This window comes from Cellulomonas sp. JZ18 (assembly GCF_009720485.1).
In the GTDB taxonomy this organism is placed as follows: Bacteria; Actinomycetota; Actinomycetes; order Actinomycetales; family Cellulomonadaceae; genus Cellulomonas.
Window position 1 is genome coordinate 3586530 of the sequence record NZ_CP045245.1, and the last position, 22459, is coordinate 3608988.

Annotated in this window: 25 protein-coding genes and 2 pseudogenes; 15 read left to right on the forward strand and 12 right to left on the reverse strand. The window is 75.5% G+C overall.

The annotated features are described in order from the left end of the window. Positions 1 to 3: 3 nt before the first annotated feature. From GC089_RS16150 to GC089_RS16160, 3 genes are all read left to right on the forward strand, one after another. The gene (locus GC089_RS16150) at positions 4 to 393 is read left to right on the forward strand and encodes a CrcB family protein (protein ID WP_230684890.1); all 390 of its coding nucleotides are present in this window, start codon (positions 4 to 6) and stop codon (positions 391 to 393) included. Further along, the gene (gene crcB, locus GC089_RS16155) at positions 390 to 764 is read left to right on the forward strand and encodes a fluoride efflux transporter CrcB (RefSeq protein WP_155378497.1); all 375 of its coding nucleotides are present in this window, start codon (positions 390 to 392) and stop codon (positions 762 to 764) included. Before GC089_RS16150 ends, crcB begins: the two co-directional genes overlap by 4 nt. A gap of 79 nt (positions 765 to 843) precedes the next feature. After that, positions 844 to 1695 carry a hypothetical protein gene (locus GC089_RS16160; protein ID WP_155378498.1) on the forward strand — a complete coding sequence of 284 codons (852 nt, stop codon included), beginning with the start codon at positions 844 to 846 and terminating at the stop codon, positions 1693 to 1695. Positions 1696 to 1728: 33 nt separating this feature from the next. Here the strand turns inward: GC089_RS16160 and GC089_RS16165 are convergent, their stop codons facing one another. Next, a complete protein-coding gene (locus GC089_RS16165) occupies positions 1729 to 1971 on the reverse strand; it encodes a hypothetical protein (protein ID WP_155378499.1) in 243 nt (80 codons plus the stop codon). A gap of 70 nt (positions 1972 to 2041) precedes the next feature. On the opposite strand from GC089_RS16165, the gene GC089_RS16170 reads away from it, so the two are divergent. Next, a complete protein-coding gene (locus tag GC089_RS16170) occupies positions 2042 to 2602 on the forward strand; it encodes a MarR family winged helix-turn-helix transcriptional regulator (RefSeq protein ID WP_370514026.1) in 561 nt (186 codons plus the stop codon). 19 nt (positions 2603 to 2621) lie between these two features. Here the strand turns inward: GC089_RS16170 and GC089_RS16175 are convergent, their stop codons facing one another. From GC089_RS16175 to GC089_RS16200, 6 genes are all read right to left on the reverse strand, one after another. Next, positions 2622 to 3425, reverse strand: a complete 804-nt coding sequence (locus GC089_RS16175; protein ID WP_155378501.1) for an ABC transporter permease — start codon at positions 3423 to 3425, stop codon at positions 2622 to 2624. Beyond that, entirely contained in the window at positions 3422 to 4540 is a 1119-nt protein-coding gene (locus tag GC089_RS16180) for an ATP-binding cassette domain-containing protein (protein ID WP_155378502.1), read from the reverse strand. The genes GC089_RS16175 and GC089_RS16180 overlap by 4 nt, the downstream gene beginning before the upstream one ends. Positions 4541 to 4716: 176 nt before the next feature. After that, on the reverse strand, positions 4717 to 5844 hold the full coding sequence (locus GC089_RS16185) for an iron-containing alcohol dehydrogenase (RefSeq protein WP_155378503.1): 1128 nt from the start codon (positions 5842 to 5844) through the stop codon (positions 4717 to 4719). Positions 5845 to 6444: 600 nt separating this feature from the next. Continuing rightward, positions 6445 to 7107: a histidine phosphatase family protein gene (locus tag GC089_RS16190; protein ID WP_155378504.1), complete on the reverse strand. Its 663-nt coding sequence runs from the start codon at positions 7105 to 7107 to the stop codon at positions 6445 to 6447. Further along, the gene (locus GC089_RS16195) at positions 7088 to 8110 is read right to left on the reverse strand and encodes a glycosyltransferase family 9 protein (protein WP_155378505.1); all 1023 of its coding nucleotides are present in this window, start codon (positions 8108 to 8110) and stop codon (positions 7088 to 7090) included. The genes GC089_RS16190 and GC089_RS16195 overlap by 20 nt, the downstream gene beginning before the upstream one ends. Beyond that, positions 8107 to 9264, reverse strand: a complete 1158-nt coding sequence (locus GC089_RS16200) for a glycosyltransferase family 9 protein (RefSeq protein WP_230684891.1) — start codon at positions 9262 to 9264, stop codon at positions 8107 to 8109. Before GC089_RS16200 ends, GC089_RS16195 begins: the two co-directional genes overlap by 4 nt. Positions 9265 to 9432: 168 nt before the next feature. Here GC089_RS16200 and GC089_RS20240 point away from each other — a divergent pair, with 168 nt between their 5' ends. The 4 genes and pseudogenes from GC089_RS20240 to GC089_RS16210 all read left to right on the forward strand — a co-directional run bounded on the left by GC089_RS20240 (position 9433) and on the right by GC089_RS16210 (position 11850). Then, the gene (locus tag GC089_RS20240) at positions 9433 to 9990 is read left to right on the forward strand and encodes a PfkB family carbohydrate kinase (protein WP_370514027.1); all 558 of its coding nucleotides are present in this window, start codon (positions 9433 to 9435) and stop codon (positions 9988 to 9990) included. A 53-nt stretch (positions 9991 to 10043) separates the two neighbouring features. Then, positions 10044 to 10337, forward strand: a pseudogene (locus tag GC089_RS20245) (PfkB family carbohydrate kinase); the annotation flags it as partial. 209 nt (positions 10338 to 10546) lie between these two features. Continuing rightward, the gene (locus tag GC089_RS20250) at positions 10547 to 10957 is read left to right on the forward strand and encodes an adenylyltransferase/cytidyltransferase family protein (RefSeq protein ID WP_370514028.1); all 411 of its coding nucleotides are present in this window, start codon (positions 10547 to 10549) and stop codon (positions 10955 to 10957) included. Beyond that, a complete protein-coding gene (locus GC089_RS16210; protein ID WP_155378506.1) occupies positions 10954 to 11850 on the forward strand; it encodes a glycosyltransferase family 2 protein in 897 nt (298 codons plus the stop codon). The genes GC089_RS20250 and GC089_RS16210 overlap by 4 nt, the downstream gene beginning before the upstream one ends. Before the next feature lie 25 nt (positions 11851 to 11875). On the opposite strand, the gene GC089_RS16215 is transcribed toward GC089_RS16210, so the two are convergent. Then, a complete protein-coding gene (locus tag GC089_RS16215; RefSeq protein ID WP_230684892.1) occupies positions 11876 to 12508 on the reverse strand; it encodes a Rho termination factor N-terminal domain-containing protein in 633 nt (210 codons plus the stop codon). Between the two features lie 112 nt (positions 12509 to 12620). Beyond that, positions 12621 to 13022 (reverse strand): VOC family protein, encoded by a 402-nt coding sequence (locus GC089_RS16220; protein ID WP_155378507.1) that lies wholly within the window; start codon positions 13020 to 13022, stop codon positions 12621 to 12623. A gap of 386 nt (positions 13023 to 13408) precedes the next feature. Between GC089_RS16220 and GC089_RS16225 the strand changes: the two genes are divergently transcribed. From GC089_RS16225 to GC089_RS16240, 4 genes are all read left to right on the forward strand, one after another. Continuing rightward, positions 13409 to 14380: a carbohydrate ABC transporter permease gene (locus tag GC089_RS16225; protein WP_155378508.1), complete on the forward strand. Its 972-nt coding sequence runs from the start codon at positions 13409 to 13411 to the stop codon at positions 14378 to 14380. Beyond that, the gene (locus GC089_RS16230) at positions 14377 to 15297 is read left to right on the forward strand and encodes a carbohydrate ABC transporter permease (RefSeq protein ID WP_155378509.1); all 921 of its coding nucleotides are present in this window, start codon (positions 14377 to 14379) and stop codon (positions 15295 to 15297) included. Before GC089_RS16225 ends, GC089_RS16230 begins: the two co-directional genes overlap by 4 nt. Before the next feature lie 127 nt (positions 15298 to 15424). Beyond that, the gene (locus GC089_RS16235) at positions 15425 to 16795 is read left to right on the forward strand and encodes an ABC transporter substrate-binding protein (RefSeq protein WP_155378510.1); all 1371 of its coding nucleotides are present in this window, start codon (positions 15425 to 15427) and stop codon (positions 16793 to 16795) included. Continuing rightward, positions 16792 to 17538 (forward strand): glycerophosphodiester phosphodiesterase family protein, encoded by a 747-nt coding sequence (locus GC089_RS16240; RefSeq protein WP_155378511.1) that lies wholly within the window; start codon positions 16792 to 16794, stop codon positions 17536 to 17538. Before GC089_RS16235 ends, GC089_RS16240 begins: the two co-directional genes overlap by 4 nt. A 108-nt stretch (positions 17539 to 17646) precedes the next feature. Here GC089_RS16240 and GC089_RS16245 read toward each other — a convergent pair whose 3' ends face one another. Continuing rightward, positions 17647 to 18093 (reverse strand): ATP-binding protein, encoded by a 447-nt coding sequence (locus GC089_RS16245; RefSeq protein ID WP_230685295.1) that lies wholly within the window; start codon positions 18091 to 18093, stop codon positions 17647 to 17649. A gap of 226 nt (positions 18094 to 18319) precedes the next feature. Beyond that, positions 18320 to 19147: pseudogene (locus tag GC089_RS16250) on the reverse strand (oxygenase MpaB family protein); the annotation flags it as partial. A 357-nt stretch (positions 19148 to 19504) separates the two neighbouring features. Between GC089_RS16250 and GC089_RS16255 the strand changes: the two are divergent. Together GC089_RS16255 and GC089_RS16260 are read left to right on the forward strand one after the other, a co-directional pair. Further along, positions 19505 to 19771, forward strand: coding sequence for a hypothetical protein (locus GC089_RS16255; RefSeq protein WP_155378512.1), 267 nt, complete (start codon positions 19505 to 19507; stop codon positions 19769 to 19771). A 98-nt stretch (positions 19772 to 19869) separates the two neighbouring features. Then, positions 19870 to 20631, forward strand: a complete 762-nt coding sequence (locus GC089_RS16260) for a hypothetical protein (protein WP_155378513.1) — start codon at positions 19870 to 19872, stop codon at positions 20629 to 20631. Positions 20632 to 20908: 277 nt separating this feature from the next. Here GC089_RS16260 and GC089_RS16265 read toward each other — a convergent pair whose 3' ends face one another. Then, positions 20909 to 21139 (reverse strand): hypothetical protein, encoded by a 231-nt coding sequence (locus GC089_RS16265; RefSeq protein WP_155378514.1) that lies wholly within the window; start codon positions 21137 to 21139, stop codon positions 20909 to 20911. A gap of 385 nt (positions 21140 to 21524) precedes the next feature. Here GC089_RS16265 and GC089_RS16270 point away from each other — a divergent pair, with 385 nt between their 5' ends. After that, positions 21525 to 22448 (forward strand): NADP-dependent oxidoreductase, encoded by a 924-nt coding sequence (locus GC089_RS16270; RefSeq protein WP_155378515.1) that lies wholly within the window; start codon positions 21525 to 21527, stop codon positions 22446 to 22448. Positions 22449 to 22459: the final 11 nt, after the last annotated feature.

Below are 22459 nucleotides of genomic sequence, written 5' to 3' on the forward strand. Positions count from 1 at the left end.
CTCGTGGCCCTCGTGACGGCGGGCGGCGCGGTCGGCACCCTGGCGCGCTACGGCGTCGGTGAGCTCGTGGACGGGCCTGGCGCCTGGCCGGTCGCGACGACGGTGGTGAACCTGGCGGGCGCGCTCGCGCTCGGGCTGCTCGTCGGCGCGCTGGGCCACGGGCCGCTGTCACCGTCGGCGCGCGCCGCGCGGCTCGCCCTGGGCACCGGGGTGCTGGGCGGGTTCACGACGTTCAGCACGCTCGCGCTCGAGGTGGAGCGGCTGCTGGCCGGCGGCGACGCCCTGCTCGCGGTCGGGTACGGGGTGGTGAGCGTGGGGGTCGGCGTGCTCGCGGCGCTCGCGGGGGTCGTCACCGGCTCCCGGCTGCGGCGCCGGACGGGGACGTGGCCGTGACGGTGCTGCTGCTCGCGCTCGCCGGCGGGCTGGGGGCCGCCGCGCGGTTCGTGCTCGACGGCGCGGTGACCGCCCGCACCCGTACCCCGTTCCCCCGCGGGACGTTCCTGGTCAACGTGGCGGGCTCGCTGCTGCTCGGGCTGGTCGCGGGAGGGCACGCGGCGGGGGCGCTGGGGCCGGACGTGCTCCTCGTCGCCGGCACCGGCTTCTGCGGCGGCTTCACGACGTTCTCCACCGCGACGGTCGACACGGTGCGGCTGGCACGGGACGGGGAGGTGCGCCGCGCGCTGCTCAACGCCGTCGGGACGCTCGTGGCGTGCGTCGCGGCCGCGGCCGCGGGCGTCGGGCTCGCCGGCACCCTCCTGCGCTGACGCCCGGTTCCTCACCCTTGTCCGCCCCGGCGGCACGGCGGAGACTGGCCGCACGACGGCTGTGCGACGGGGGGCGGACATGACCGCACGAGGACGGGGCACGCCCGCGCGCGTGCTGACGGCGGCGGCGCTGGCGGTGACCGCGGGCCTGGCGGCGGCGCCACCCGCGACGGCGGCCCCGCCCGTGTACCGGTGCAGCGAGCAGGCGGACTGGCCGATCGTCACGGACAGCGGGCGACGCGTCCTCGACGGGGACCTGCTCGGGGACCTGCGGGTCTGCGACGTCAGCGGGGTGCACGTGCTCGGGGACGTGCGGGTCGAGCCCGGCACGCACACGAACCTCTTCCGCTCGCTCGTCGACGGGGTCGTGGCGTCCGCGGGCGCGGTGGACCTCATCCAGACCACCGTGCGGGACGACGTGCACCTCACGGGCGGCGCCGGCCTCGCGACGGCGAACGCGCACCTCGAGGGCTCGGTGCGGGCGCGCGGCAGCGTCATCCTCGACCAGACGGTCGTGCGCGGCGACGTCGTGGTGGAGACGAGCGTGCAGCAGCCGTGGCTGCGGGTCGTCGACAGCACCGTGAGCGGTGACCTCGCCGCGCACGGCGGCGACATGACGTTCGCGTGGACCACCGTCGAGGGGGACATGGATGTCGCGCGCTGGACCAACCTGCGGGTGTGCGGCGGCGGCGTCGGCGGCGACGTGCTCCTGGCCGCCGCGGCCGGCACCGGCGCGCTCGGGGCGTCGTCGTGCGGCGGGCAGGGCCCGCGCATCGGCGGGTCGCTGACGGCGGTCGACGTGCAGCCCTCGCTCAGCGTGCTGCGCACGAGCGTCGGCGAGGACCTGCGCTGCCTCGCGGCCCCCGGGCTGCTGCAGCTGTTCGGCGTCAGCGTCGGCGGGTACCGCGACCCGGGCTGCCGGTCACGCTGAGCGGCGTCGGGTGCGGGTGAGGCCGACCGCCGCTCAGGGGCGCCCGGGCTCGTCCACAGGCGTGGCGCCCGTCGCCTCGGCCGTCGCGCGGTCGACGAGGTAGACGCGGCCGCTCGCGTCGCGCACGCGCACGAACTCGGCCTGCAGCGCCGACTCGCGGCGGCGCTCCTCCTCGGTGGCGCTGCGGCCCGCACGTCGCGGGTGCGCGACCGACGCAGGACCGAGCAGGTACCGCGCGAGCCAGTCGGTCATGTCGAACCGTCGTCCTCGCGCCATGCGGTCCCCTCCACCTTTCGTGAGCGCACTCATCATAAGGGCACGAAGGAGTGGCGGTAGCATCGGGGCCGTGACGCGCGCGACGACGACGGACCCCCTGGCGGTCGAGGCCCAGGTGTGCCTCACGCTCTCGGCGGCCGCACGCTCGCTCGTCGCCTTCTACCGGCCGCTCCTCGAGCCGCTCGGGCTCACGCACCCGCAGTACCTCGCGATGCTCGCGCTGTGGCAGCACGGCACGCTCTCGCTGCGCGCGCTCGCCGACCTGCTGCACCTGGAGCCCGCGACCACGTCGCCGATCGTCAAGCGCCTGGCCGCCATGGGGCTGGTCGTCCGCTCCCGCGCGGCCGGCGACGAGCGCACGCTCGCGATCCAGCTCACCCCGGCCGGCCGCGCCCTGCGGGACCGGGCGGAGCACATCCCGGCCACCATGGTCGAGCGGCTCGGCGTGACGCCCGAGCAGGTCGACGAGATCCGACGTGCTGCGCAGCTCGTCGTCGACGCGGTCGGCGCGGCCGAGGACGGCGACGGCGCGGGCGCTGCCGGTGACGCGGGCGCTGCCGGTGACGTGGGCGCTGCCGGCGACGGGCAGACGCACGACGGCGGCGCCGTCCCGCGCGGCGCCCGGGCCTGAGCCCGGGCACCGCGCGCCGTCACCGCGACGTCTGCCGGTACCGGGCGATCGCGAGCGGGGCGAACACCACGAGGATCACCGCCACGCAGATCAGCGTGTACGCCACCGGGTGCTGCATCGACCACGCGTCCGACACCGCGGCCGCCGGGTTCGTGTTGCCGAACAGCTCGCGGCACGCCTGCGTCAGCGTGGACACGGGGTTCCACTCGACGAAGACGCGCAGCGCCGACGGGAACGACTCCAGCGGCACGAACGCGTTCGAGACGAACGTCAGCGGCATGATGACGATGAACGACGCGTTGTTGATGACCTCCACGCTGGGCACGAGCACACCCACCAGCGCCATGATCCAGCTCACCGCGTACGCGAACACGAGCAGCAGCGCGAACGCCGCCGCGGCGTCCAGCAACGAGCCGCGCACGCGCCAGCCCACGACCAGCCCCGTGAGCGCCATGATCGCCAGCGACAGCACGTTGTAGACGACGTCGGAGAGCGTGCGCCCCGCCAGGACGGCGGACTGCGACATGGGCAGCGACCGGAACCGGTCGATGATCCCCTTCTGCATGTCCTCGGCGATCCCGGCGCCCGTGAACGTCGCCCCGAACACGACGGTCTGGGCGAAGATCCCGGGGATGAGGAACTCGCGGTAGGAGACGCCCTCACCCGGGTCGATCGCCCCGCCGAACACGTAGGCGAACAGCAGCACGAACATGATCGGCGAGATGAGGACGGCCACGAGGATCTCGGGCACCCGCACGATCTTCAGCAGGTTGCGCTTCGCCACCACCTGCGTGTCGACGACGGTCCTGGTCAGCGCGCTCACCGCGGCACCTCCGACGTGACGTCGGGGCGGGCGGGCACGGCGTCCCGCTCCTCGGCCCTCCGGTGCCGGCCACCGCCGTCCCGTCCGGTCCCGTCCCGTCCGGTCCCGTCCTGCCCGGTCCCGTCCTGCCCGGCCCCGTCCTGCCCGGCCCGTCCCGGGGTGGCCTCGTCGTCCGCGGTGCGACCCGTGAGCGTGAGGAACACGTCGTCGAGCGTGGGGCGACGCAGGCCGACGTCGAGCACGCGCACCCCGTCGGCCTCCAGCCGGTCCAGCACGACCCGCAGCGACCGTGCCCCCTCGCGCACGGCGACCGACAGCGACCGCTCGGTGCCGCCGTCGTGCACCTCGTCCCCCGCGGCCACCGCGGCCAGCGCGGCACGGGCGGCCGGCCGGTCCGCCGCGTCGGCGAGGACGAGCTCGACGCGCTCACCGCCGACCTGCGACTTCAGCTCGTCGGCCGTGCCGCGGGCGATCGCCCGGCCGTGGTCGATCACGACGATGTCGTCGGCGAGGCGGTCGGCCTCCTCCAGGTACTGCGTCGTGAGCAGCAGCGTGGTGCCCGCGCGGACGAGCCCGTGGATCACCTCCCACATCTGCAGCCGGCTGCGCGGGTCGAGGCCCGTGGTGGGCTCGTCGAGCACCACGACCGGCGGCTCCGCGACCAGCGCGCACGCGAGGTCCAGCCGGCGGTGCATCCCGCCCGAGTACGTCTTGGCGGGCCGGTCGGCGGCGTCGGCGAGGTCGAACCCCGCGAGCAGCTCGCGCGCCCGCTCCGCGGCCCGCCGCCGGCGGAACCCGTACAGGCGCCCGATCATCTCGAGGTTCTCGGCGCCCGTGAGGTTCTCGTCGACCGCGGCGGACTGCCCCGAGAGGCCGATGCGCCGGCGCACCTCCTCCGGCGCGTGCAGCACGTCCGCGCCCGCGACGGTGGCCGAGCCGCCGTCCGGGCGCAGCAGCGTCGTGAGGATGCGCACCGCCGTCGTCTTGCCGGCCCCGTTGGGGCCGAGCAGCGCGAGCACCGTGCCCTGCGGCACCTGCAGGTCCAGGCCCCGCAGGGCCTCCACCTCGCCGTACCGCTTCACCAGCCCCTGGGCCGAGATCGTCGCCGTCGCCATGCCTGCCCTCCGCCTCGTCGCCGGACAGCCACCGGACGCGGTCGCCCGGTGCGCTCGCGGGTACCGACCGGTGCCGGCGCCGCGACTCGTCGGGGGCGTCGAGGTCCGGTTCGTCCCGGTCCGACCCATGCTGCACCCGCCCACCGACATCCGGGAGGGCCGGGTGGACCGGCTGCTCAGGCCGACGCGCGCAGCACGTCCTCGACCTCGTCCCGGCCCAGCACCACCGGGTTCGCGCGCGTGCTCGACGCCGCGAGCGCGGCCCCGGCGACCGCGGGCACGTCGTCGTCCGCCAGGCCGAGCGCCGCGAGCCCGCGCAGGCCCAGCGTCCCGACCGTGTCCGCGAGCCACGCGGCGGCGTCCTCGGGGCGGGCCGTCGCGCTCCCGGTGAGGACCTGCGCGGCCTCGGCGTACCGGCGCAGCCCCGGGCCGTCGGGGTCGGTGCGCCGCAGCGCGCGCACGTTCGCGGCCGTCGTCGCCGCCAGCACGGCGGCGCACACCTCGCCGTGCGGTGCGCCCAGGCGCCCGCCGAGCGCCGCCGCGAGGCCGTGCACGGCGCCGAGCCCCGCGTTCGCCAGCGCCGTCCCGGACAGCAGCGCCGCGAGGCTCATGTCGGTGCGCGCGTCGAGGTCGTCCCCGTGCGCGTGGGCGCGCACGAGCGAGCGCGCCGCGCGGCGCAGCCCCTCGCGCGCGAGGGGGTCGGTCAGCGGCGTCGCACGCGGCGTCGTGAACGCCTCGAGGCACTGCGTGAGCGCGTCGGCGCCGGACGACGCCGTGACGGGCGGCGGGCAGCCGAGCGTGAGGACGGGGTCGACGACGGCGACGGCCGGCAGCAGCGTGCGCCCCCGCAGGCTCGCCTTGACCCCGTGCTCGGGCACCCGCACGGGCGCGTTCGCCGTGACCTCGGCGCCCGTGCCGGCGGTGGTGGGCACGGCGACGACGGGCGGCGCGTCCGCGGGCAGCGGGCGCCCGGCGCCGACGACCTCGAGGTGGTCGAGCACGTCGCCGTCGCCGCGGCACAGGGCCGCGACGGCCTTCGCCGTGTCGAGGACGGACCCGCCGCCCCAGCCGACGACGACGTCGGGCCGCACCTCGCGGGCCCGCGCCACACCGGCGCGCACGTCCTCGACGTCGGGCTCGCCGCGGTGGCGCCACACGTGCACGTCGCCCGCGAGCGCGTCGGCGTCCGCGTGCCCGCCGGCGACGAGCAGCACCCGCCGACCGAGCCCGCCGACGACCTCGGCCAGCCCCTCGGCGGCACCCGGCCCGGCCACGACCCGTCCCGCGGTGGCGAAGGTCCACATGCCCCCGACCCTAGGCCGGTGCCCGCAGGCAGGCAGGGACGGTGGCGGGGACGGTGGACGGACGAGGGCCGGGAACGACGACGGGCCGGTGGGATCACCCACCGGCCCGGCGCGACCGCCCCGACAGACGCCTCACGGCGCGTGGCCGCTCGTAGCGGCTGGTGTTGGAGCCCGGGGTCATGAACCGGGGCGGCACGCGTCTCAACGCCGGCGCCCGGGGTCCTGTTCCGCCCGGTTCCCGTGACGCCCCTCACCCGCACCGCCCCTCGTGCCGCCGCGCTGCGGGGCCGGTAGCGTCGAGGCGTGGAGGCCCTGGTGCTGATCGCGCTGCTCGCGACGCTGCTGACCGCCGTCGTCGTGCCGGGTGCCGCCGTGCTGGTCCGGTCCCGCCGGACCCGGCGGGAGCGTGACGACATGCTGCGGGCGGACCCTTCCGCGGGCCCCAGCGCGGAGCAGGCGGCGTTGCGCGGGGCGGCCTCAGCTCCTGGATGCGCCCGGCCGGGTCCTGACGCCGGAGGTGCTCCACCGCGCCCAGGTGCGGCGTCGCGTCGTGCCACGGGCGGCAGCGGCCGACGGTCGGAGCGGCGCGCCGCCGCCGGGTCAGGCGGCCGCCGTCCAGCCCGCCGAGCGCAGGTGCCAGGCCTCGCCGTCGTGGACCAGCTCGGTCACGCCGCCGTTGGGCAGGTGCCCGCCGCGGACCATCGTGAGCGGGACCTCCGGCACGGCCGTGACGACGAGGACCTTGAGCAGGTAGCCGTGCGAGACGGCCAGCGCGCTGCGGCCGTCCGCCAGGACGTCGTCCAGCACGCGGCGCGCGCGTTCCTGGGCCGACACCCACGACTCCCCACCCGGTGCGGCGACCAGGTCGTGCTCGGGCGTGAACCAGGCCGCGAACGGGCCGGCGAGGTCGCCCGTGCGCAGGTCGTCCTTGGTGCGGCCCTCGAAGTCGCCGAAGTCGACCTCGCGCAGGTCGTCGCGCACCTCGACGGGCAGGGCGGCGGCGTCGGTGCCGGCGACCAGCAGGTCGACCGTCTCCCGGGCGCGGCGGAGCGGGCTCACCAGGACGCGCGCGACGCCCGCGCCGCGCAGCCGCTCCCGCACCGGTGCGAGGGCGCCGGCCGCCGACGCGTGCAGCGGCAGGTCGGTCCGGCTCGTGTACCGGGACTCGAGGTTCCAGGCGGTCGGGCCGTGGCGGACAAGCAGCAGCCGGACCGGACCGCGCCCACCCCCGCGACGGGCTGCGTCACGGGGCCGGCACGGCAGCGCCGGGCGCGGCCGGTGCGAGGTCCACCGCCGGCGGACGCGGCGCGACGCCGTCGAGTGACCGGACCGCGGCGAGCACGTCGTCGACCGTGACGGCCAGCAGCGCCGGGTCGGGGTCGGGCGCGAACGTCTCGCCCCGGCGTACCGAGGCGTCCGTGAGCACCACGTGCGGGCCGGGCGGCGGCCCCCACTCCTCCGGGGGCGCGGGGCCGAACAGCACGACGGACGGGATGCCGTACGCCGAGGCCAGGTGCGCGGCTCCGGTGTCCGCGGAGACGACGAGCGACGCCGCGGCGACGAGCGCCGCGAACTCCGTCAGCCCCAGCTCGCCGGCCACGACGGCGGCCTGCGGCAGGCCCGCGAGCGCGGCCACCTCCAGTGCGCGCGGCCCCTCGGCCGCACTGCCGGTCAGGAGCACCTCGCGCCCCTCGTCGGCGAGCGCCCGTGCCACGCGCGCGAACCGGTCCACGGGCCACTGGCGGGACCCGTAGAACGCGCCGACGTGGACGACGGCGGCGCCGCGCGCGACGGGCTCGACCGGCGGCACGAGCAGCCCGACGTCGTCCGGGTCGGCGGGGATGCCGTGGTCGGCGAGCAGCCGCGTCCACCGCACCCGCTCGAGGACGCCGTGCACCCACGGGGTGCCACCCTCCCAGCCGTCGACGTGGTGGACGATCTCGCGCCGGGCCTCCAGCAGCGCGATCAGCCCGCGGCTCTCGGGACCGCTGCCGTGCAGGTTGACCGCGACGTCGACGCGGCCGGGCTCGACCGGCAGCGGGTCGTCCAGGCCGCGGGTGGGCAGCAGCACGTCGACGCCGCCCACCAGTGCGACCACCGGCTCGAGCCACTCGGGCACGGCGAGGACGAGCTCGTGCTCCGGGTGGGCGCGCCGCAGCGCGCGGACGGCCGGGACGGCGACGAGCAGGTCGCCGAGCTTGAGCGCGCGCAGCGCGAGCAGCTCGGGCGCGTCGGGGCGGGGGCCGAAGCGGCGGACGAGGCTCACGCGACCGCCTCGTGCGCGGCGGTGCCGAGCAGGTCGCGGACGTCCTCGAGCACGGGCGCGACCTCGACGCCGGCGACGAACGACGGGTCGTGCTCGCACCGCGGCGCGGTCCAGCCGACCTGCGTGCAGTCGATGCCGCACTCGGGGCAGTGCGACGTCCAGGACATCTGCATGCGGTCCTGCGAGCGCCCCAGCGGGCCGGCGTTGACCGCGTTGCCGAACCAGAAGATGCCGACGGTCGGCGCGCCGACCGCGCGGGCGAGGTGGCGCGGGCCGGAGTCGTTGGCGACGACGACGTCCGCGAGGCTCAGCAGGCCCGCGAGCTCCCCCAGGTCGAGACGGTCCGCGAGCGAGGCGACGCGGCCGCGCGCGGCCGGCGGGAGCGCGGCCTGCGCCCGGGCGACGACGACGTCCGCGCTCTCGACATCCGTGGCGTCCCCGACCACGAGCACCTGCGCGCCGTCGGCCGCGACGGCGGCGGCCACGTCCCCGAAGCGCTCCGCGGGCCAGCGCCGGCGCGGGTCGGTCGCGCCCGGGTGGACGACGACGAGCCGGTCGCCGCCGCCGACGTGCCGCCGGGCGCGGTCGCGCTCCTCGTCGGTCACGGCCAGGCGCGGCTCGAGCGCGACCGCCGGGGCGCCGGCCAGGCCGACGACCTCCAGGGCCCGCAGCATCTCGTGCTGGTAGTACACGTACGGCAGCGACCGCTCGAGCGGGACGGCGTCCGGGGTGCGGGTGCCGACGGTGTGCCGGGCGCCGAGCCGCAGCAGGAACGGGTTGGAGTTGCGCCCGCCCCCGTGCACCTGCACGGCGAGGTCGAACCGGCGCTCGCGCATGCGCCGCACGAACTCCTCGGTCGCGGCGGGGTCCTCCTCCTGGCCGCGCGCCTCCCGGATGCCGGGCGCCACGGGCAGCACCTCGACGTCGTGCACGGGCCCGGGCCGCCCGGTGAGCAGCGCGGCGTGCATCGGGCTGCCGAGCAGCGTGATCTCCGCGCCCGGGTACGCGTGCGCCAGGGCCTCGACCGCCGGCACCGCGAAGAGCAGGTCGCCCAGGCCGCCGCCGCGCAGCACCGCGATGCGCCGCACGTCGGCGAACCGCTCGCCGAGGGGGCCGACGGCGGGCAGCGGGGCGGACGGGCTCGGCAGGACCACGGGCGGGGCTCCTTCGGTCGGTCGGGGACGAGGGCCTGCGACGCTGCGAGGTCCGCTGCCTTCCTAGTGCCCGCGCCGGGGCGCGGCAATCGGAGGAGCGCTCGACGAGCAGGTGCCCGGTTCGCGTGCTTCTCTGGCACCACCGTCGACCCCACCGGGAGGGCCCGCATGTCCGTCGTGACCGCTGACCTGCTGACGCGCCTGCGCGGTGCCGCACCCGAGGTCACCGTCGTCGGCGACCTCGTGCTCGACGGGTGGTGGACCGGCACGGTCGACCGCGTCACGCGGGAGGCGCCCGCGCCGGTCGTCGACGTCGCCGAGCGCTGCTACGCGCCCGGTGGGGCCGCGAACACGGCCGCGAACCTCGCGGCCCTCGGCGCGCGGGTGCGGCTCGTCGGCCTCGTCGGCGACGACGCGGACGGGCGCCGCCTGCTCGACCTGCTCGCCGACGCGGGCGTCGACACCGGCGGCGTCGTGGTCAGCGACCGGGTCCGCACCACGGCGAAGAACCGCATCCTCGCGGCCGACCAGGTGCTCGTCCGGGTCGACGAGCAGCAGTCCGAGCCGTACCCCGCCCCGGTCCTGGAGGACGTCGCGGCGGCGGTGCGGCGCGCGGCGCCCGGACCGGGTGACCGGGGGTGCTCGTCGTCTGCGACTACGGGGTCGGGGCGCTCGACGGCCCGGTGCGCGAGGCGCTCCTGTCCCCCGCGGCGCGTCCGGCCCTGACCGTCGTCGACGCGCACGACCTGCGGCGCTGGGCGGACCTGCGGCCCGACCTCGTGACGCCCAACGCCGCCGAGGTCGCGGCCCTCCTCGAGGTCCCGCACCTGGCCGCCCGCGGCCCCGACCGGGCCGCCGCCGTGCTCGCGCAGCGCGACGCCGTCCTCGCCGCGTCCGGCGCGGCGGCGGCGGTGGTCACCCTCGACGCCGCCGGCACCGTGCTCGTCGCGCCCGGTGAGGAGCCGCACCGCACGGTCGCCGAGCCCGCGACGGAGAAGCAGGCGTCGGGCGCGGGTGACACGTTCGTCGCCGCGCTCACGGTCGCGCGCGCCGCCGGCCTGCCGCTGCCGGTGTGCCAGGAGGTCGCGCAGGCCGCCGCGGACGTCGTCGTGCAGCAGTTCGGCACGTCCGTGTGCGGGGTCGCGGACCTCGTCGAGCGCCTCGCCACCCGCACCGGCCGCCCCGGCCGGGGCCCGTCCTGCCGCCCGACGAGCTGCTCGCGCGCCTCGAGGCCGACCGCCGCGCCGGACGCCGGATCGTGTTCACCAACGGCTGCTTCGACGTGCTGCACCGCGGGCACACCACGTACCTGGAGCAGGCCAGGCAGCTCGGTGACGTGCTCGTCGTCGCGCTCAACGACGACGACAGCGTCCGCCGGCTCAAGGGCCCCGAGCGGCCGATCAACGGCGCCGAGGACCGCGCGGCCGTCATCGGTGCGCTCGCGTGCGTCGACTACGTGACGGTCTTCGGCACGGACACGCCCATCCCGCTCATCGAGCGGATCCGCCCCGACGTCTACGCGAAGGGCGGGGACTACACGCCCGAGATGCTCGCCGAGGCCGAGGCCGTGCGCGCGTACGGCGGCGAGCTGGCGATGCTCGACTACGTCGCGCACCACTCGACGACCGCGATGGTCGAGCGCATCCGCTGGGACGCGCCGCAGCCGGCCGAGCGCGGCGCGGGCGCGTCGTGACGCGCCGCTGGTCCGGGGACTGGGCGCGGCCGCTGCCGGCCGCGCCACCCGCACCGGCGGTCGACGTGCTCGTCCCCACGTCCGGCCGCGCCAGCGCGCTCGCGGTCACGCTGGCGGGGCTCGCGGCGCAGGACGGTCCCGGCTTCCGGGTCGTCGTCAGCGACCAGTCCCCCGGCGACCCGGGCACCGACGACCCCGCGGTGCAGGCGATGGTCCGGGTGCTGCGCGCCCAGGGCCGCCCGGTGGAGGTGCTGCGCCACCTGCCGCGGCGCGGGCTGGCGGAGCACCGGCAGTTCCTGCTCGACCAGGCCCGCGCGGACACCGTGCTGTTCCTCGACGACGACGTGTGGCTCGAGCCGGGCATGCTCGCGCGGATGCACGACGCCCTGACGACGCTGGGGTGCGGGTTCGTCGGCGCGGCCGTGCAGGGCCTGAGCTACCTCGACGACGACCGCCCGCACGAGCGCACGCCGTTCGAGCCGTGGCGCGACGGCGTGCGGCCCGAGCGGGTGCGCCGCGGGGAGCCGGGCTTCGACCGGTGGACCCTGCACAACGCGGCGAACCTCGTGCACCTGGCGGCGGAGGTCGAGGTGCCCGAGGGCGGCTGGCTGCCCTACAAGGTCGCGTGGGTGGGCGCGTGCGTGCTGTACCGGCGCGCGGCGCTGCTGGACGTGGGCGGGTTCGGGTTCTGGGACCGGCTGCCCGCCGACCACGCGGGCGAGGACGTCGCCGTGCAGTGGCGCGTCATGGAGCGGTTCGGCGGGGCGGGGCTGCTGCCGAGCGGTGCGGTGCACCTGGAGGCGCCGACGACGGTCGAGCAGCGGGACGTCGACGCGTTCGACGTCGTGCTGGACGCGGACGCACCGAACGACCGCGCGCGCGCCGACCGCTGACGGTCGCGGCCGGCGCGCGGCAGCGTCAGCCGTCCTCGCGGTCCGGGCTCTCCAGCCGGAAGAAGTTGCTCTGCTTCCCGTCCTTGCGCTCCTCCTGGTAGATGAAGTTCAGGCGCCGCGCGTCGAACGTCTCGAACCACTCGTCCCAGGTCACGGGCGTGAGCCGGTCGTCCTGGTCGCCGAAGTCGAACCGGAGCACGCCCAGGTGGTCGTCGTGCTCGGTGCCCTCGACCGTCGCCGGGCGCCCGCCGCGGTCCTCGGCCCACTGCTTGATGACCTCGTGGCTCGTGGTCACGAGGCTGCGGCCGGCGCGCTCGGGCTCGTCGTCGGGCGACGTGACCTCCTGCGAGTACTTCAGGGACTTCGAGGTGTCGGGACCGGTGCGCACGTGCCCGCCGTCCGGGCCGGGGCCGACGTCGTCCGCGTCCCCGTCCCCGCCTCCGCCACCGCCGCCGACACCACCGCCGCCGTCGCCCGAGGCGAGGCCCTGCAGCGTCCCGGCGAGCGCCTGCACGAGCTCGTCCTTCTTCATGCCGGAGCTGCCGGAGACCTCGTGCTCCTTCGCGAGCTCGCGCAGCTCGTCGACGCTCTTCTCGCGCAGCTCCGTCTCGCTGACGTCGGGCGTGTCCGGCGTCTGGTTGCCCGGTTCCTCGCTCACGCGCATCTCCTCCCGCTCGGTGCGGCGGGCGGCGCGCGACGGCACCGCCCGCCAGGGTCGTCCCCATGCTCGTCGGGGACCTGCGCGCCCGCACGGCGAGGCGGCAGGCGCCTCAGCCGGCGGTCCGGCGTCCCACGACCTCGACGTAGTGCGGGTTCTGCATGATCCCGAGCAGGTTGCCGAACGGGTCGACGACGACGGCCGTGCGGAAGCCCTCACCGCGCTCGGTGACCGGCTCGCGCGGCGTCGCACCCAGCGCCAGCAGCCGCTCGTGCGCGGCCTCGAGGTCGTCCACGTGCCACAGCACGACCGCACCGCCGGGTTCGCCCAGCGCGTTCGGGGGCGCGTAGGCGGCGTCGATGAGCCCGAGCTCGTGCTCGAGGTCGCCGACGCGCCACTCGTGGTACCCCGGCACCCGGTAGTACGGCTCGAGGCCCAGCACCTGCGTGTACCAGGCGGACGCCGCCGCGTGGTCCTCGGCGTAGATGGAGATGGTCGCGACTCCGCGCAGCATGGCTGCTCCCTCCGTCACCGGCCCTGTGCCGCGCTCCCCACCCTCCTCCGGGAAGCGGACGGACCGTGTCCTCCTCTCCGCCCGGCGGACGCCCCGGGTGCTGCGGGAACGGCACGGGACCGGCCGGTGAACGCGGGCACCCGGCGCGGCGTCGGCCCGTCGAACGGCGGCTGACCTGCGTGAACACTCGCCCAACGCGCTCGCAACGGTCGCGGTCGCGTCCGTTTTGCGGTATCCGCGCTCCCTAGCGTGGTCCGCGGTCCGGCCGAGGTCGGGCCCGGCGCCCCACCCGGGACGTCGCCCCCTGCCGCACCGCGGGCACCGCCGGCCGTCACGCCGCAGCGGGCCGCGCGTGCGTCGCACCGCCCCCTCGTGCCTGGAGACCCATGGCTGCCGTGCTCGCCCCGCCCGGGGCCGACCGCACCGGACCGGACCCCGCCGGACCCCGCCCGCCCGCACCGACCGTCCGCCGCACCGGCGCCGCCCGCCGCCGTCGCGCGCTCGCGTGGTTCGCGCTGCTCGCCGGTCCGAACGTCGCGCTGCTCGTCCTGTTCGTGTACCGCCCGCTCGTCGAGAGCTTCTACCTCTCGACGATGCAGTGGAACCTCGGCTCGCCGGTCGCCCGCTTCGTGGGCCTCGGCAACTACGTCGAGTTCTTCACCGCGGACTCCACCGCGCGCGTCCTCACCACGACCGCGGTGTTCACGCTCGCGACGGTCGGCGGGGCGCTCGCGCTGGGCCTCGGTCTCGCGCTGCTGCTGAACCTGCGCCTGCCCGGCCGCGGCCTGGCGCGCACGGTCGCGTTCGCCCCCTACGTGCTGTCCGGCTACGCGGTCGGCATCCTCTGGCTGTTCATCTTCGACCCCCGGTACGGGCTCATGTCGACCGTGCTCGGCTGGTTCGGCGCCACCTCGCCCCAGTGGTACACGACGCCGCCGTGGCCGCTGGTCATGGTCGTCGTGGTGTACCTGTGGAAGAACCTCGGGTACGTCGCGCTCATCTACCTGGCCGGTCTGCAGGCGGTGCCGCAGGACCTGCGGGACGCCGCGGCGCTCGACGGCGCGACGCCCGCGCGCACGCTGCGCTCGATCGTGCTGCCGCTGCTCGCGCCGACCACGTTCTTCCTGCTCGTCACGATGCTGCTGGCCTCGCTGCAGTCCTTCGACATCATCAAGGCGATGACGCAGGGCGGGCCCCTCGGCAGCACGACGACGCTGATGTACCAGATCTACCAGGAGGGCTTCGTCAACGGCCGGGCCGGGTACGCGTCCGCCGGCGCGACGATCCTGTTCCTCCTCCTGCTCGCGGTCACCGCGGTCCAGCTGCGCTACGTCGAGCGGAAGGTCCACTACGCATGAGCGTCCAGACTCCCCCACGCCCGGCGGCTGCGGCGCCCGCCTCGCCGCCGCCCGCGGCGTCCCCGCCCGCACCGGCCCACCGCGGCCGCTCCCCGCGGGCCCTGCTGCTCGACGGCGGCGGCGTGCTGGCCATGGTCGTCGCGGCCGTCGTGCTCGGGATGCCGCTGCTGTGGATGGCGCTCGCCAGCCTCAAGCGGCCCGACGAGCTCTACCAGGTGCCGCTGCAGTGGCTGCCCGAGCGGTTCGACGTCGCCAACTACGCGCAGGCCGCGGACACCATCCCGCTGGGCACGCTCTTCGCGAACAGCGTCGGCCTGACCGTCGCGGGCGCCGGCCTCAAGGTCGTCCTCGGCCTGTGCTGCGCGTACGCGCTCGTCTTCCTCGACGTGCCGTTCAAGCGGGCCGTGTTCCTCGTCGTCATCGCGGCCCTGATGATCCCGCCGCAGATCACGATCATCCCCAACTACACGTTCGTCGCGAGCCTCGGCTGGCTCAACACCTACCAGGGCATCCTCGTGCCCGGCCTGGCCAGCGCGTTCGGCACGTTCCTGTTCCGCCAGCACTTCCTCACGCTGCCCCCCTCGGTGCTCGAGGCGGCACAGCTCGACGGCGCGGGGCACTGGCGGCGGCTGTGGCGGTTCGTCGTCCCGATGTCGCTGCCCACGGTCGCGGCCGTCGGCCTCGTCGCCGTCGTCACCGAGTGGAACGACTACCTGTGGCCGTTCCTCGTCGTCGACGACCCCGACAAGATGACGCTCCCCGTGGGCCTGACGCTCCTGCAGAACGTCGAGGGCATGTCGAACTGGGGCGTGCTGCTGGCCGCCACGGTCGTCGTGACGCTCCCCGTGCTGCTCGTCTTCCTGCTCCTGCAGCGCCGGCTCGTCGCCGGCCTCACCACGGGCGCCGTCACCGGCTGACCCGTCCGCCGGGGCGCGCACCGCGCCCCGGCACCCGCCCCGACCACCGGACCACCCCCGGTCCGGTCCCCGCGCGCGCCGTCCGGCCGCGCACAGCACCCCTGCTGCACACCCCCGAGGAGACCCCGTGTTCCACCGCACCGCGCGGAACCGTCGTCCGTCCGCCCTCGCCCTCGGCGCGCTCGCCGCCGTCGGCGCCCTGACCCTCACCGCCTGCACGGCCCCCAGCGTCGCGGGCGACGACCCGTCGGCATCCGGCGGGGCCGCCGCCGACGTCGACTGGTCGCAGGTCGAGCCCGCGTCCGAGATCACCTGGTGGAGCAACCACCCGGGCGCCTCGAAGGCGGTCGAGGAGGAGCTCATCGCGCGCTTCGAGGAGGAGCACCCGGAGATCTCCGTCAAGCTCGTCACCGCGGGCGCCAACTACGACGAGGTCGCCCAGCGCTTCCAGGCCGCGTCGCAGACGGACGAGCTGCCCGACCTCGTCATCGCCTCCGACGTCTGGTGGTTCCGGTACCACCTGAACGACCAGATCATGCCGCTGGACGACGTGTTCGAGCACCTGGGCTCGGACACCGACGACTTCGTCCCGGCGCTGTACGGCGACTACGAGTACGACGGGCAGCACTGGGCCGCGCCGTACGCCCGCTCGACGCCGCTCTTCTACTACAACAAGGACATGTGGGCGGCCGCCGGCCTGCCCGACCGCGGCCCGGAGACGTGGGAGGAGTTCGCGTCCTGGACGGGCCAGCTCCAGCCGCAGCTGCCCGCCGACTCGGCGCCCCTCGGCATGTCGGTCGGCACCTCGTGGTCCGCGTGGTGGTTCGAGAACATGATCTGGGGCCACGGCGGCCAGTACTCCGACGAGTGGGAGACGACCCTCGACACGCCGGAGGCGCTCGAGGCGGGCGAGTTCCTGCGCGGCCTGTTCCACGGTGACGCGCCCCTCGCGACGGTCTCGGAGGACGCGACCGTCGACTTCGCCTCCGGCACGGTCGCGGCGACGATCGGCTCGACGGGCTCGCTCAAGGGCATCCTCGACTCGGCGACGTTCGAGGTCGGCACGGCGTACCTGCCCGACGGCCCGGACGGCGGCGGCACCCCGACCGGCGGCACCGGCCTGGCGATCCCGTCCTCGCGCACGCCCGAGCAGCAGCTCGCCGCGGCGATCTTCCTGGACTTCCTCACGGGCACCGACCAGACGGCGTACTTCTCGCAGAACACCGGCTACATGCCCGTCCGCACGTCCGCCGTCGAGTCCGACACGATGAAGGCCGTCTACGAGCAGGCGCCGCAGTTCCGCACCGCGGTCGACCAGCTCGCCGACAAGGCGCGCTCGCAGGACTGGATCCGCGTGTTCGTGCCCGGCGCCGACGCGATCCTCACCGAGGGCATCGAGCAGATCGTCCTGCAGGGCACCGACCCCGCGGCGGCCTTCGAGTCGATCACGCCGAAGATCGAGACCGCGTACCGCGAGAACGTGGAGCCCTACCTGTGACGCTCGTCGTCGCGCACCGCGGCAACTCGTCCGTCGCGCCGCAGAACACCCTCGCGGCGTTCGAGGCGGCGTGGCGGGCGGGTGCCGGGTCCATCGAGATCGACGTGCAGCGCACGGCCGACGGCCAGGTCGTCGTGATCCACGACGACACGCTGGACGCGACGACGGACGGCACGGGCGCCGTGGGCGCCACCGAGCTGGCCCGCGTGCGGTCCCTCGACGCGGGCGCCTGGTTCGCGCCCGCGTACGCGGGGCAGCGCGTGCCGACGTTCGCGGAGGTCGTCGACCTGCTGCTGCGCCGGCCCGGCATCGACCTGCTGCTCGAGGTCAAGGGCGCGTGGACCGTGGACCAGGTGCGGGCGGTCACCGAGCCGGTGCTCGCCGCCGGGCTCGCCGACCGGGTCGTCGTGCAGAGCTTCTGGCCGGAGACGGTCGCCGCCCTGCGCGACGCCGCCCCCGAGCTGCGCCGGGGCCTGCTCGTGTTCGAGGTCCGCGACGACCTGCTCGACCTGTGCGCCGAGCTCGGCGTCATGACCTGCAACCCGTACGGGCCGCTGCTCGCGGCCGACCCGGGCCTGGTGGACCGGCTGCACGCGGCCGGCCTGCAGGTCATGGTGTGGACGCTCGACGAGCCGGAGCACTGGGCGGCCGCGGTCGCCCTGGGCGTCGACGCGATCATCACCGACCGGCCCGACCGGCTGGCCGGCTGGCTGGCGGCGCGCACCCCGGTGGCGGTGGCCTGACCGGCCACGCACCGCACCCGCACGCGACGGCGGCGCGGACCCCACCGGGTCCGCGCCGCCGTTCGTGCGTCCGCCACCGGGTCCACGGCCCGGGTTCCGGGCCCGGGCTCAGGGCCCGGCGACGTCCAGCAGGGCCCACACGTGCTTCGTGTCCTCGTCGGCGTACCAGCCCACGTCCTGCGAGAGGCGACGGGCGATCTGCAGGCCGAACCCGCCCATGCCGACCGGCCGCTCGCCCGCGATGGCGGGGGAGCTGCTCACGTCGTGGTCGGCGACGTCGAGCAGCAGCTGGTCGTCCCGGCGCAGCAGCGTCACCTCGGTCGGCGGGATGCCGTGCACCAGCGCGTTCGTCGCGAGCTCGCTGGCGATGAGCACCATCCGCTCCCCGACCGGGTCGAGGCCGCCGGTCGCGGCGGAGAGCTCGTGCCGCAGGCGCGAGAGCTCGGCGGTGGTGTCGATCGTCCACGTGCGCACCGGCTCGAACCCCTCCGGCGGGCGGGAGGTGCGCAGCCCCCCGTCGACGTCGGGTGGACCGTCGGTGCGCTGCTCGCTCACTGGGCTCCTCCGAGGGGGTGTGTGCGTGGGGTCTCACGCGCGCACTCACGTTAGGCGTCGCCGGCTCCGAGCGCCCGTCGAGCAGGGCCCTGACCTGGACGTGCGACGAAGACGTGGTCGTGCGGTGCCCGCGCGGTGTGCCGGCGTCAGGCGGCGGGCGCCGCCGCCGGCCCCGGGGCGGCCCCGGGGCGGCCGTCGGCTGCCCGGCGAGGAGCCACCGCACGGTCCGCGTCGCCTGCCGCCCGGCCCAGTGCGCGGCCCCCTCGCGGACCGGACCCACGGGCCGCAGCCCCAGACCGTCGACCGCCCAGGCGGGCAGGCTCGCCACCGCGGCCTGCGCGAGCGCCCCGTACCCGAGCCGCAGCGCGGCCGGCACGGGCGGCTCGCGCAGCAGGAAGTGCGCGGCGTCGAGCGCGGCCGGCGTCGCGCGCAGCACCGGCCGGTACCCCTCGAGGGCGGCGGTGAGGTCCGCGACGGTCTCGGGCAGGTCGACGGCGCCGAGCGCGTACCCGACGCGTGCGGCCTGCGCGACGTACTCGTCGGCCCGCGCGGGGCCCAGCGGGTGCGACCCGTACCGGCGGTGGGCGTCGAGGAACGACTCGATCTCCGCGACGTGCACCCACCGCAGCAGGTCGGGGTCGTCCGCCGCGTAGGGGACGCCGTCGTCCGTCACGCCGCGGATGCGCGCGTGGATGGACCGGACCGCGTCGACGGCCGCCTGCGCGTCGTCGGCCGTGCCGAACACCGTGACGGCGAGGAAGGTGCTGGTCCGCGACAGCCGCCCCCAGGGGTCCGCGCGGTAGCCGGAGTGGTCCGCCACCGCGGCCATCGCCGCCGGGTGCAGCGACTGCAGCAGCAGCGAGCGCAGTCCGCCGACGAACATCGACGCGTCCCCGTGCACGACGCGGATCGCGGCGTCGGGCGCGAACCAGCGCGGACCGGGCCGGTGGTGGATGCGCTGCCGGCTGCGCTCGCCGTGCGGGCCGGCCACGCGCAGGAAGAGCGCCGTGCCGGCGCGGGCGCGCCACCGGCGCACCGGGTCGGTGACGCTCATGGGTCCCCACGCTGCGGGACGGGACCTGAGCAAGGGCTGAGCGCGTACGGACGCGGTGAGCCGCAAGATGGCCTCCAGGTCACACCACCGTCCAGATTGTGGACCATGGCCTGGGGGCCATGGCACCCCGAAGCGGTGCCTCGCATCGCGAAGCAATGCTCGCTAGTGCCCTGACCTGCATCTTTCTGCGCGAGCGACGCCACCGAACCAGACAAGCATGCTTAGGCTGCTGCCTATGCTCGTACCTCGCGCAGCAGCCTAGCGGTACGTGTCAAGTACCGCGCGCACCTAGTGGTTGACGGTACTTGGGTACCGTGCCTAAAGTTGCGCGTACGCCACAGCCAGGAGGGCAGCGCCATGGCAACTCTTGCCGCCCCGATCAAGGTTGACGCTCACACCGATCAGCTCATCAGCCACACAGCACATTTCCTCGGTCGATCGAAGAAGGACATCGTCGACCAGGCGGTGCGCGAGTACATCGACAACCACCGCGATGCGATCCAGGAGGGCGTCAGCAACGCCCTGAAGCAGCTTGACGGATCGCTCGGCGCATCCGTCTCTGTGCTCACCGGAGTCTCGCAGGAGGAGATCGCCGCCCTCGGCGGCATCGACGAGACTCGCTGACGACGTCAACACCAAGTAGGCGTGCGGCCCGTGGGTATCCCACCTACGGGCCGCACGCCTCTATATTTGCCGACCATGAGTGACTGCGACGATCCCCCGTGAGGCCCACGATTCGGTGCCTTCGGGATGATCTCGATCTTCCGCTCCCTCCCATCAACGACCCCCTGCACCTCCTTGACCACCCGGTCATCGCGAAGGCGCAGAGGACGCCGACTGAGGTCGCCAGCGGGAGCGCGGAGCGCATCAGGTCACTTCATGACTGGGTGTGGTTCAAGCAGCGCGCCGGGCGCTTCCGCGCTGCAGTGACCGAGCTTCCGGCCGACCATCAGCCGGTCGGCGGCTGGTGGATCGGGGCCGCCGGGTCACGCAGCGCCGGCAACGCTGACGACGTCTACGCCGAACTCGAGACGATCGCGAAGCGGGAAGCGAAGGGCACCAAAGCCAAGACAGACTCCTCGTGGATGCTGCCGGACTCCCAGGACGAAACGCGCCTGCGTCTTGAGGAAGGCGTTGCCGTCGTGCTCGCCATCCGCTTCGTCGTCCGCAGGCTTGTCGCTCGCTCTCTCCGGACGGGCAAGGGGTGGACTGCTGAGTTCTCGAACGCGACAGTCAGCGCGCACGTCCGGGCAGACGATGGCGAGGCCTACCTAGTGATCGCCACCGAGGGGTTCATCGACCCGAGTCTTATTGCGAACATACTCGGGAGCATCCCCGACATCCCCGCCGACGACTGGCTCGCTGAGCCTGGAGGGGCGGCGGGGGTGCAGCCAGCTCCCGGCCAGATCATCTACTCGACCCTGATCCCCACGAACGTGCAGGACAAGATCCTCGACGAGTTCCCAGATGAGGGTTCGCTCTAGTCGTCCGAGGGTCCAGGATGTGCCCAGCGGATCACGACCGGGACGAACGGCCACGTCGCGCGCCCCAACGCCGTGCGGAGGACGCGTCGAGGTTCCACACCAGTCATCAACGCGAAAATGTGCAGGACGCCCGTGCCGAGCACCCGACCGGGACGGTGCTCGGCTCCATCACGAGGAGGTCACCGAGTGCCGCCGCGCCGCCGCGACGTCGGACGGTAGCCGCCACGTCCCCGCCGGATGAGTCGAGCACGGCCGACACGCTGGGTCGAGCCCTACCTCACTCGTCCGCTCCCGTCGCAGACGGAGCGACCCGGTCGAGAGCGGCCCGGAAGGTACGCACCTCGTCGACGCGCCCCGGCAAGTACGTGCGCGCGGCGGCGATCAGGTCCAGGTCGCCCTGGCCAGCCGGCCCGCTGTCGCGGACGACGTACAGGTCCTCGCCCCGGTCCCCGGCCCGACCGACCAGGATGACGCTCTCGCCCGCCACGTGGTCCCGGCCCTCGACCATGGGCGGTCCACGGCGGTGGGTCGCACCGGTCCGAGAGCTGCTGCAGGCGCGTCAGCAGCTCGTCGGTCAGCACCGTCTCGTCTGCCCGCCGCTTGGGTTGCAAACGGCCCACCGGTCCCGGGCCTGTCGGGCAGCACCCGCCCGCCCTCTCCCTCGGTCAACCCCCACACGGTCCGCAACTCTCGCATGCGAGACATCGTCTGCCCCTCCGCGGGGACGGGCGCGCGGGATGACGACCGACCCACCCGGTCTTCGGGCAGGCCGCGGCCGACGATACGGGCGCCCGCCCTCGTCCGGCCGCGAGCCCCTTGGTGTCTCCGCAGGGCGGCGCCACTCGCGTGCGACCGCCGGGAAGAGCGCGCACCCAGCCGAGGTTGCCACCGGTATGCGTGCGATCACCTACTCCCGCTACGGCGGCCCCGACGTCCTCGAGCTCACCGAGCAGCCCACCCCCAAGGTCGGCCCCGACAGCGTGCTGGTGCGCGTGCGCGCCGCGTCGGTCAACCCGGTCGACTGGAAGATGCGCGCGGGGTACCTCGACCAGGTCATGGACGTGACGTTCCCCGTCGTGCCCGGCTGGGACGTCGCCGGCGTGGTCGAGCGCGTCGGCCTCGACACCCCCGAGCTGCAGGTTGGCGACGAGGTGTATGGCTACGTGCGCAAGGACTGGGTGCAGGGCGGCACGTTCGCGGAGCTGGTGGCCGCGCCCGTGCGCACGCTGGCCCGCAAGCCCGCGTCGCTGTCCTTCGAGGAGGCGGCGGCCGTGCCGCTCGCGGGCCTCACCGCGTACCAGAGCATCGAGCGCGCAGGCGTCCGCGCCGGGCAGACCGTGCTCGTGCACGCGGCCGCCGGCGGGGTCGGGCAGTTCGCGGTCCAGGTCGCGGCCGCGCGCGGAGCCCGCGTGATCGGCACCGCGTCGGAGCGGAACCACGACCACCTGCGCGCGCTGGGCGCCGAGCCGGTCGTGTACGGCGAGGGCCTCGTCGACCGCGTGCGGGCGCTCGCGCCGCAGGGCGTGGACGTCGTCCTCGACTACGGCTCCGACGACCTCGTGCCCACGACCCGGGCCGTGCTCGCCGAGGGCGGCACGGTCGCGTCCATCGTCGACGCCGCCGCGCGTGACGAGCTCGGCGGCCACTACGTGTGGGTGCGCCCCAGCACCGCCGACCTGGACGCGCTGAGCGCGCTCGCGGACGCCGGACGGCTGCGCGTCGACGTCGCCGAGGTGTTCGACCTCGCCGACGCCGCCGCGGCGCACGAGGCCAGCGCGGGCGGGCACGTGCGCGGCAAGGTGGTCGTGCGGGTCTGACCCGTCGGCGC

What these genes read in the sequence shown, in the direction of transcription:
- GC089_RS16160 (WP_155378498.1), top strand. Translation starts at nt 844, where the DNA reads ATGACCGCACGAGGACGGGGCACGCCCGCGCGCGTGCTGACGGCGGCG.
- GC089_RS16165 (WP_155378499.1), bottom strand. Translation starts at nt 1,971, where the DNA reads ATGGCGCGAGGACGACGGTTCGACATGACCGACTGGCTCGCGCGGTAC.
- GC089_RS16180 (WP_155378502.1), bottom strand. Translation starts at nt 4,540, where the DNA reads ATGGCGACGGCGACGATCTCGGCCCAGGGGCTGGTGAAGCGGTACGGC.
- GC089_RS16185 (WP_155378503.1), bottom strand. Translation starts at nt 5,844, where the DNA reads ATGTGGACCTTCGCCACCGCGGGACGGGTCGTGGCCGGGCCGGGTGCC.
- GC089_RS20240 (WP_370514027.1), top strand. Translation starts at nt 9,433, where the DNA reads ATGTCCGTCGTGACCGCTGACCTGCTGACGCGCCTGCGCGGTGCCGCA.
- GC089_RS16220 (WP_155378507.1), bottom strand. Translation starts at nt 13,022, where the DNA reads ATGCTGCGCGGAGTCGCGACCATCTCCATCTACGCCGAGGACCACGCG.
- GC089_RS16225 (WP_155378508.1), top strand. Translation starts at nt 13,409, where the DNA reads ATGGCTGCCGTGCTCGCCCCGCCCGGGGCCGACCGCACCGGACCGGAC.
- GC089_RS16230 (WP_155378509.1), top strand. Translation starts at nt 14,377, where the DNA reads ATGAGCGTCCAGACTCCCCCACGCCCGGCGGCTGCGGCGCCCGCCTCG.
- GC089_RS16255 (WP_155378512.1), top strand. Translation starts at nt 19,505, where the DNA reads ATGGCAACTCTTGCCGCCCCGATCAAGGTTGACGCTCACACCGATCAG.
- GC089_RS16265 (WP_155378514.1), bottom strand. Translation starts at nt 21,139, where the DNA reads ATGGTCGAGGGCCGGGACCACGTGGCGGGCGAGAGCGTCATCCTGGTC.
- GC089_RS16270 (WP_155378515.1), top strand. Translation starts at nt 21,525, where the DNA reads ATGCGTGCGATCACCTACTCCCGCTACGGCGGCCCCGACGTCCTCGAG.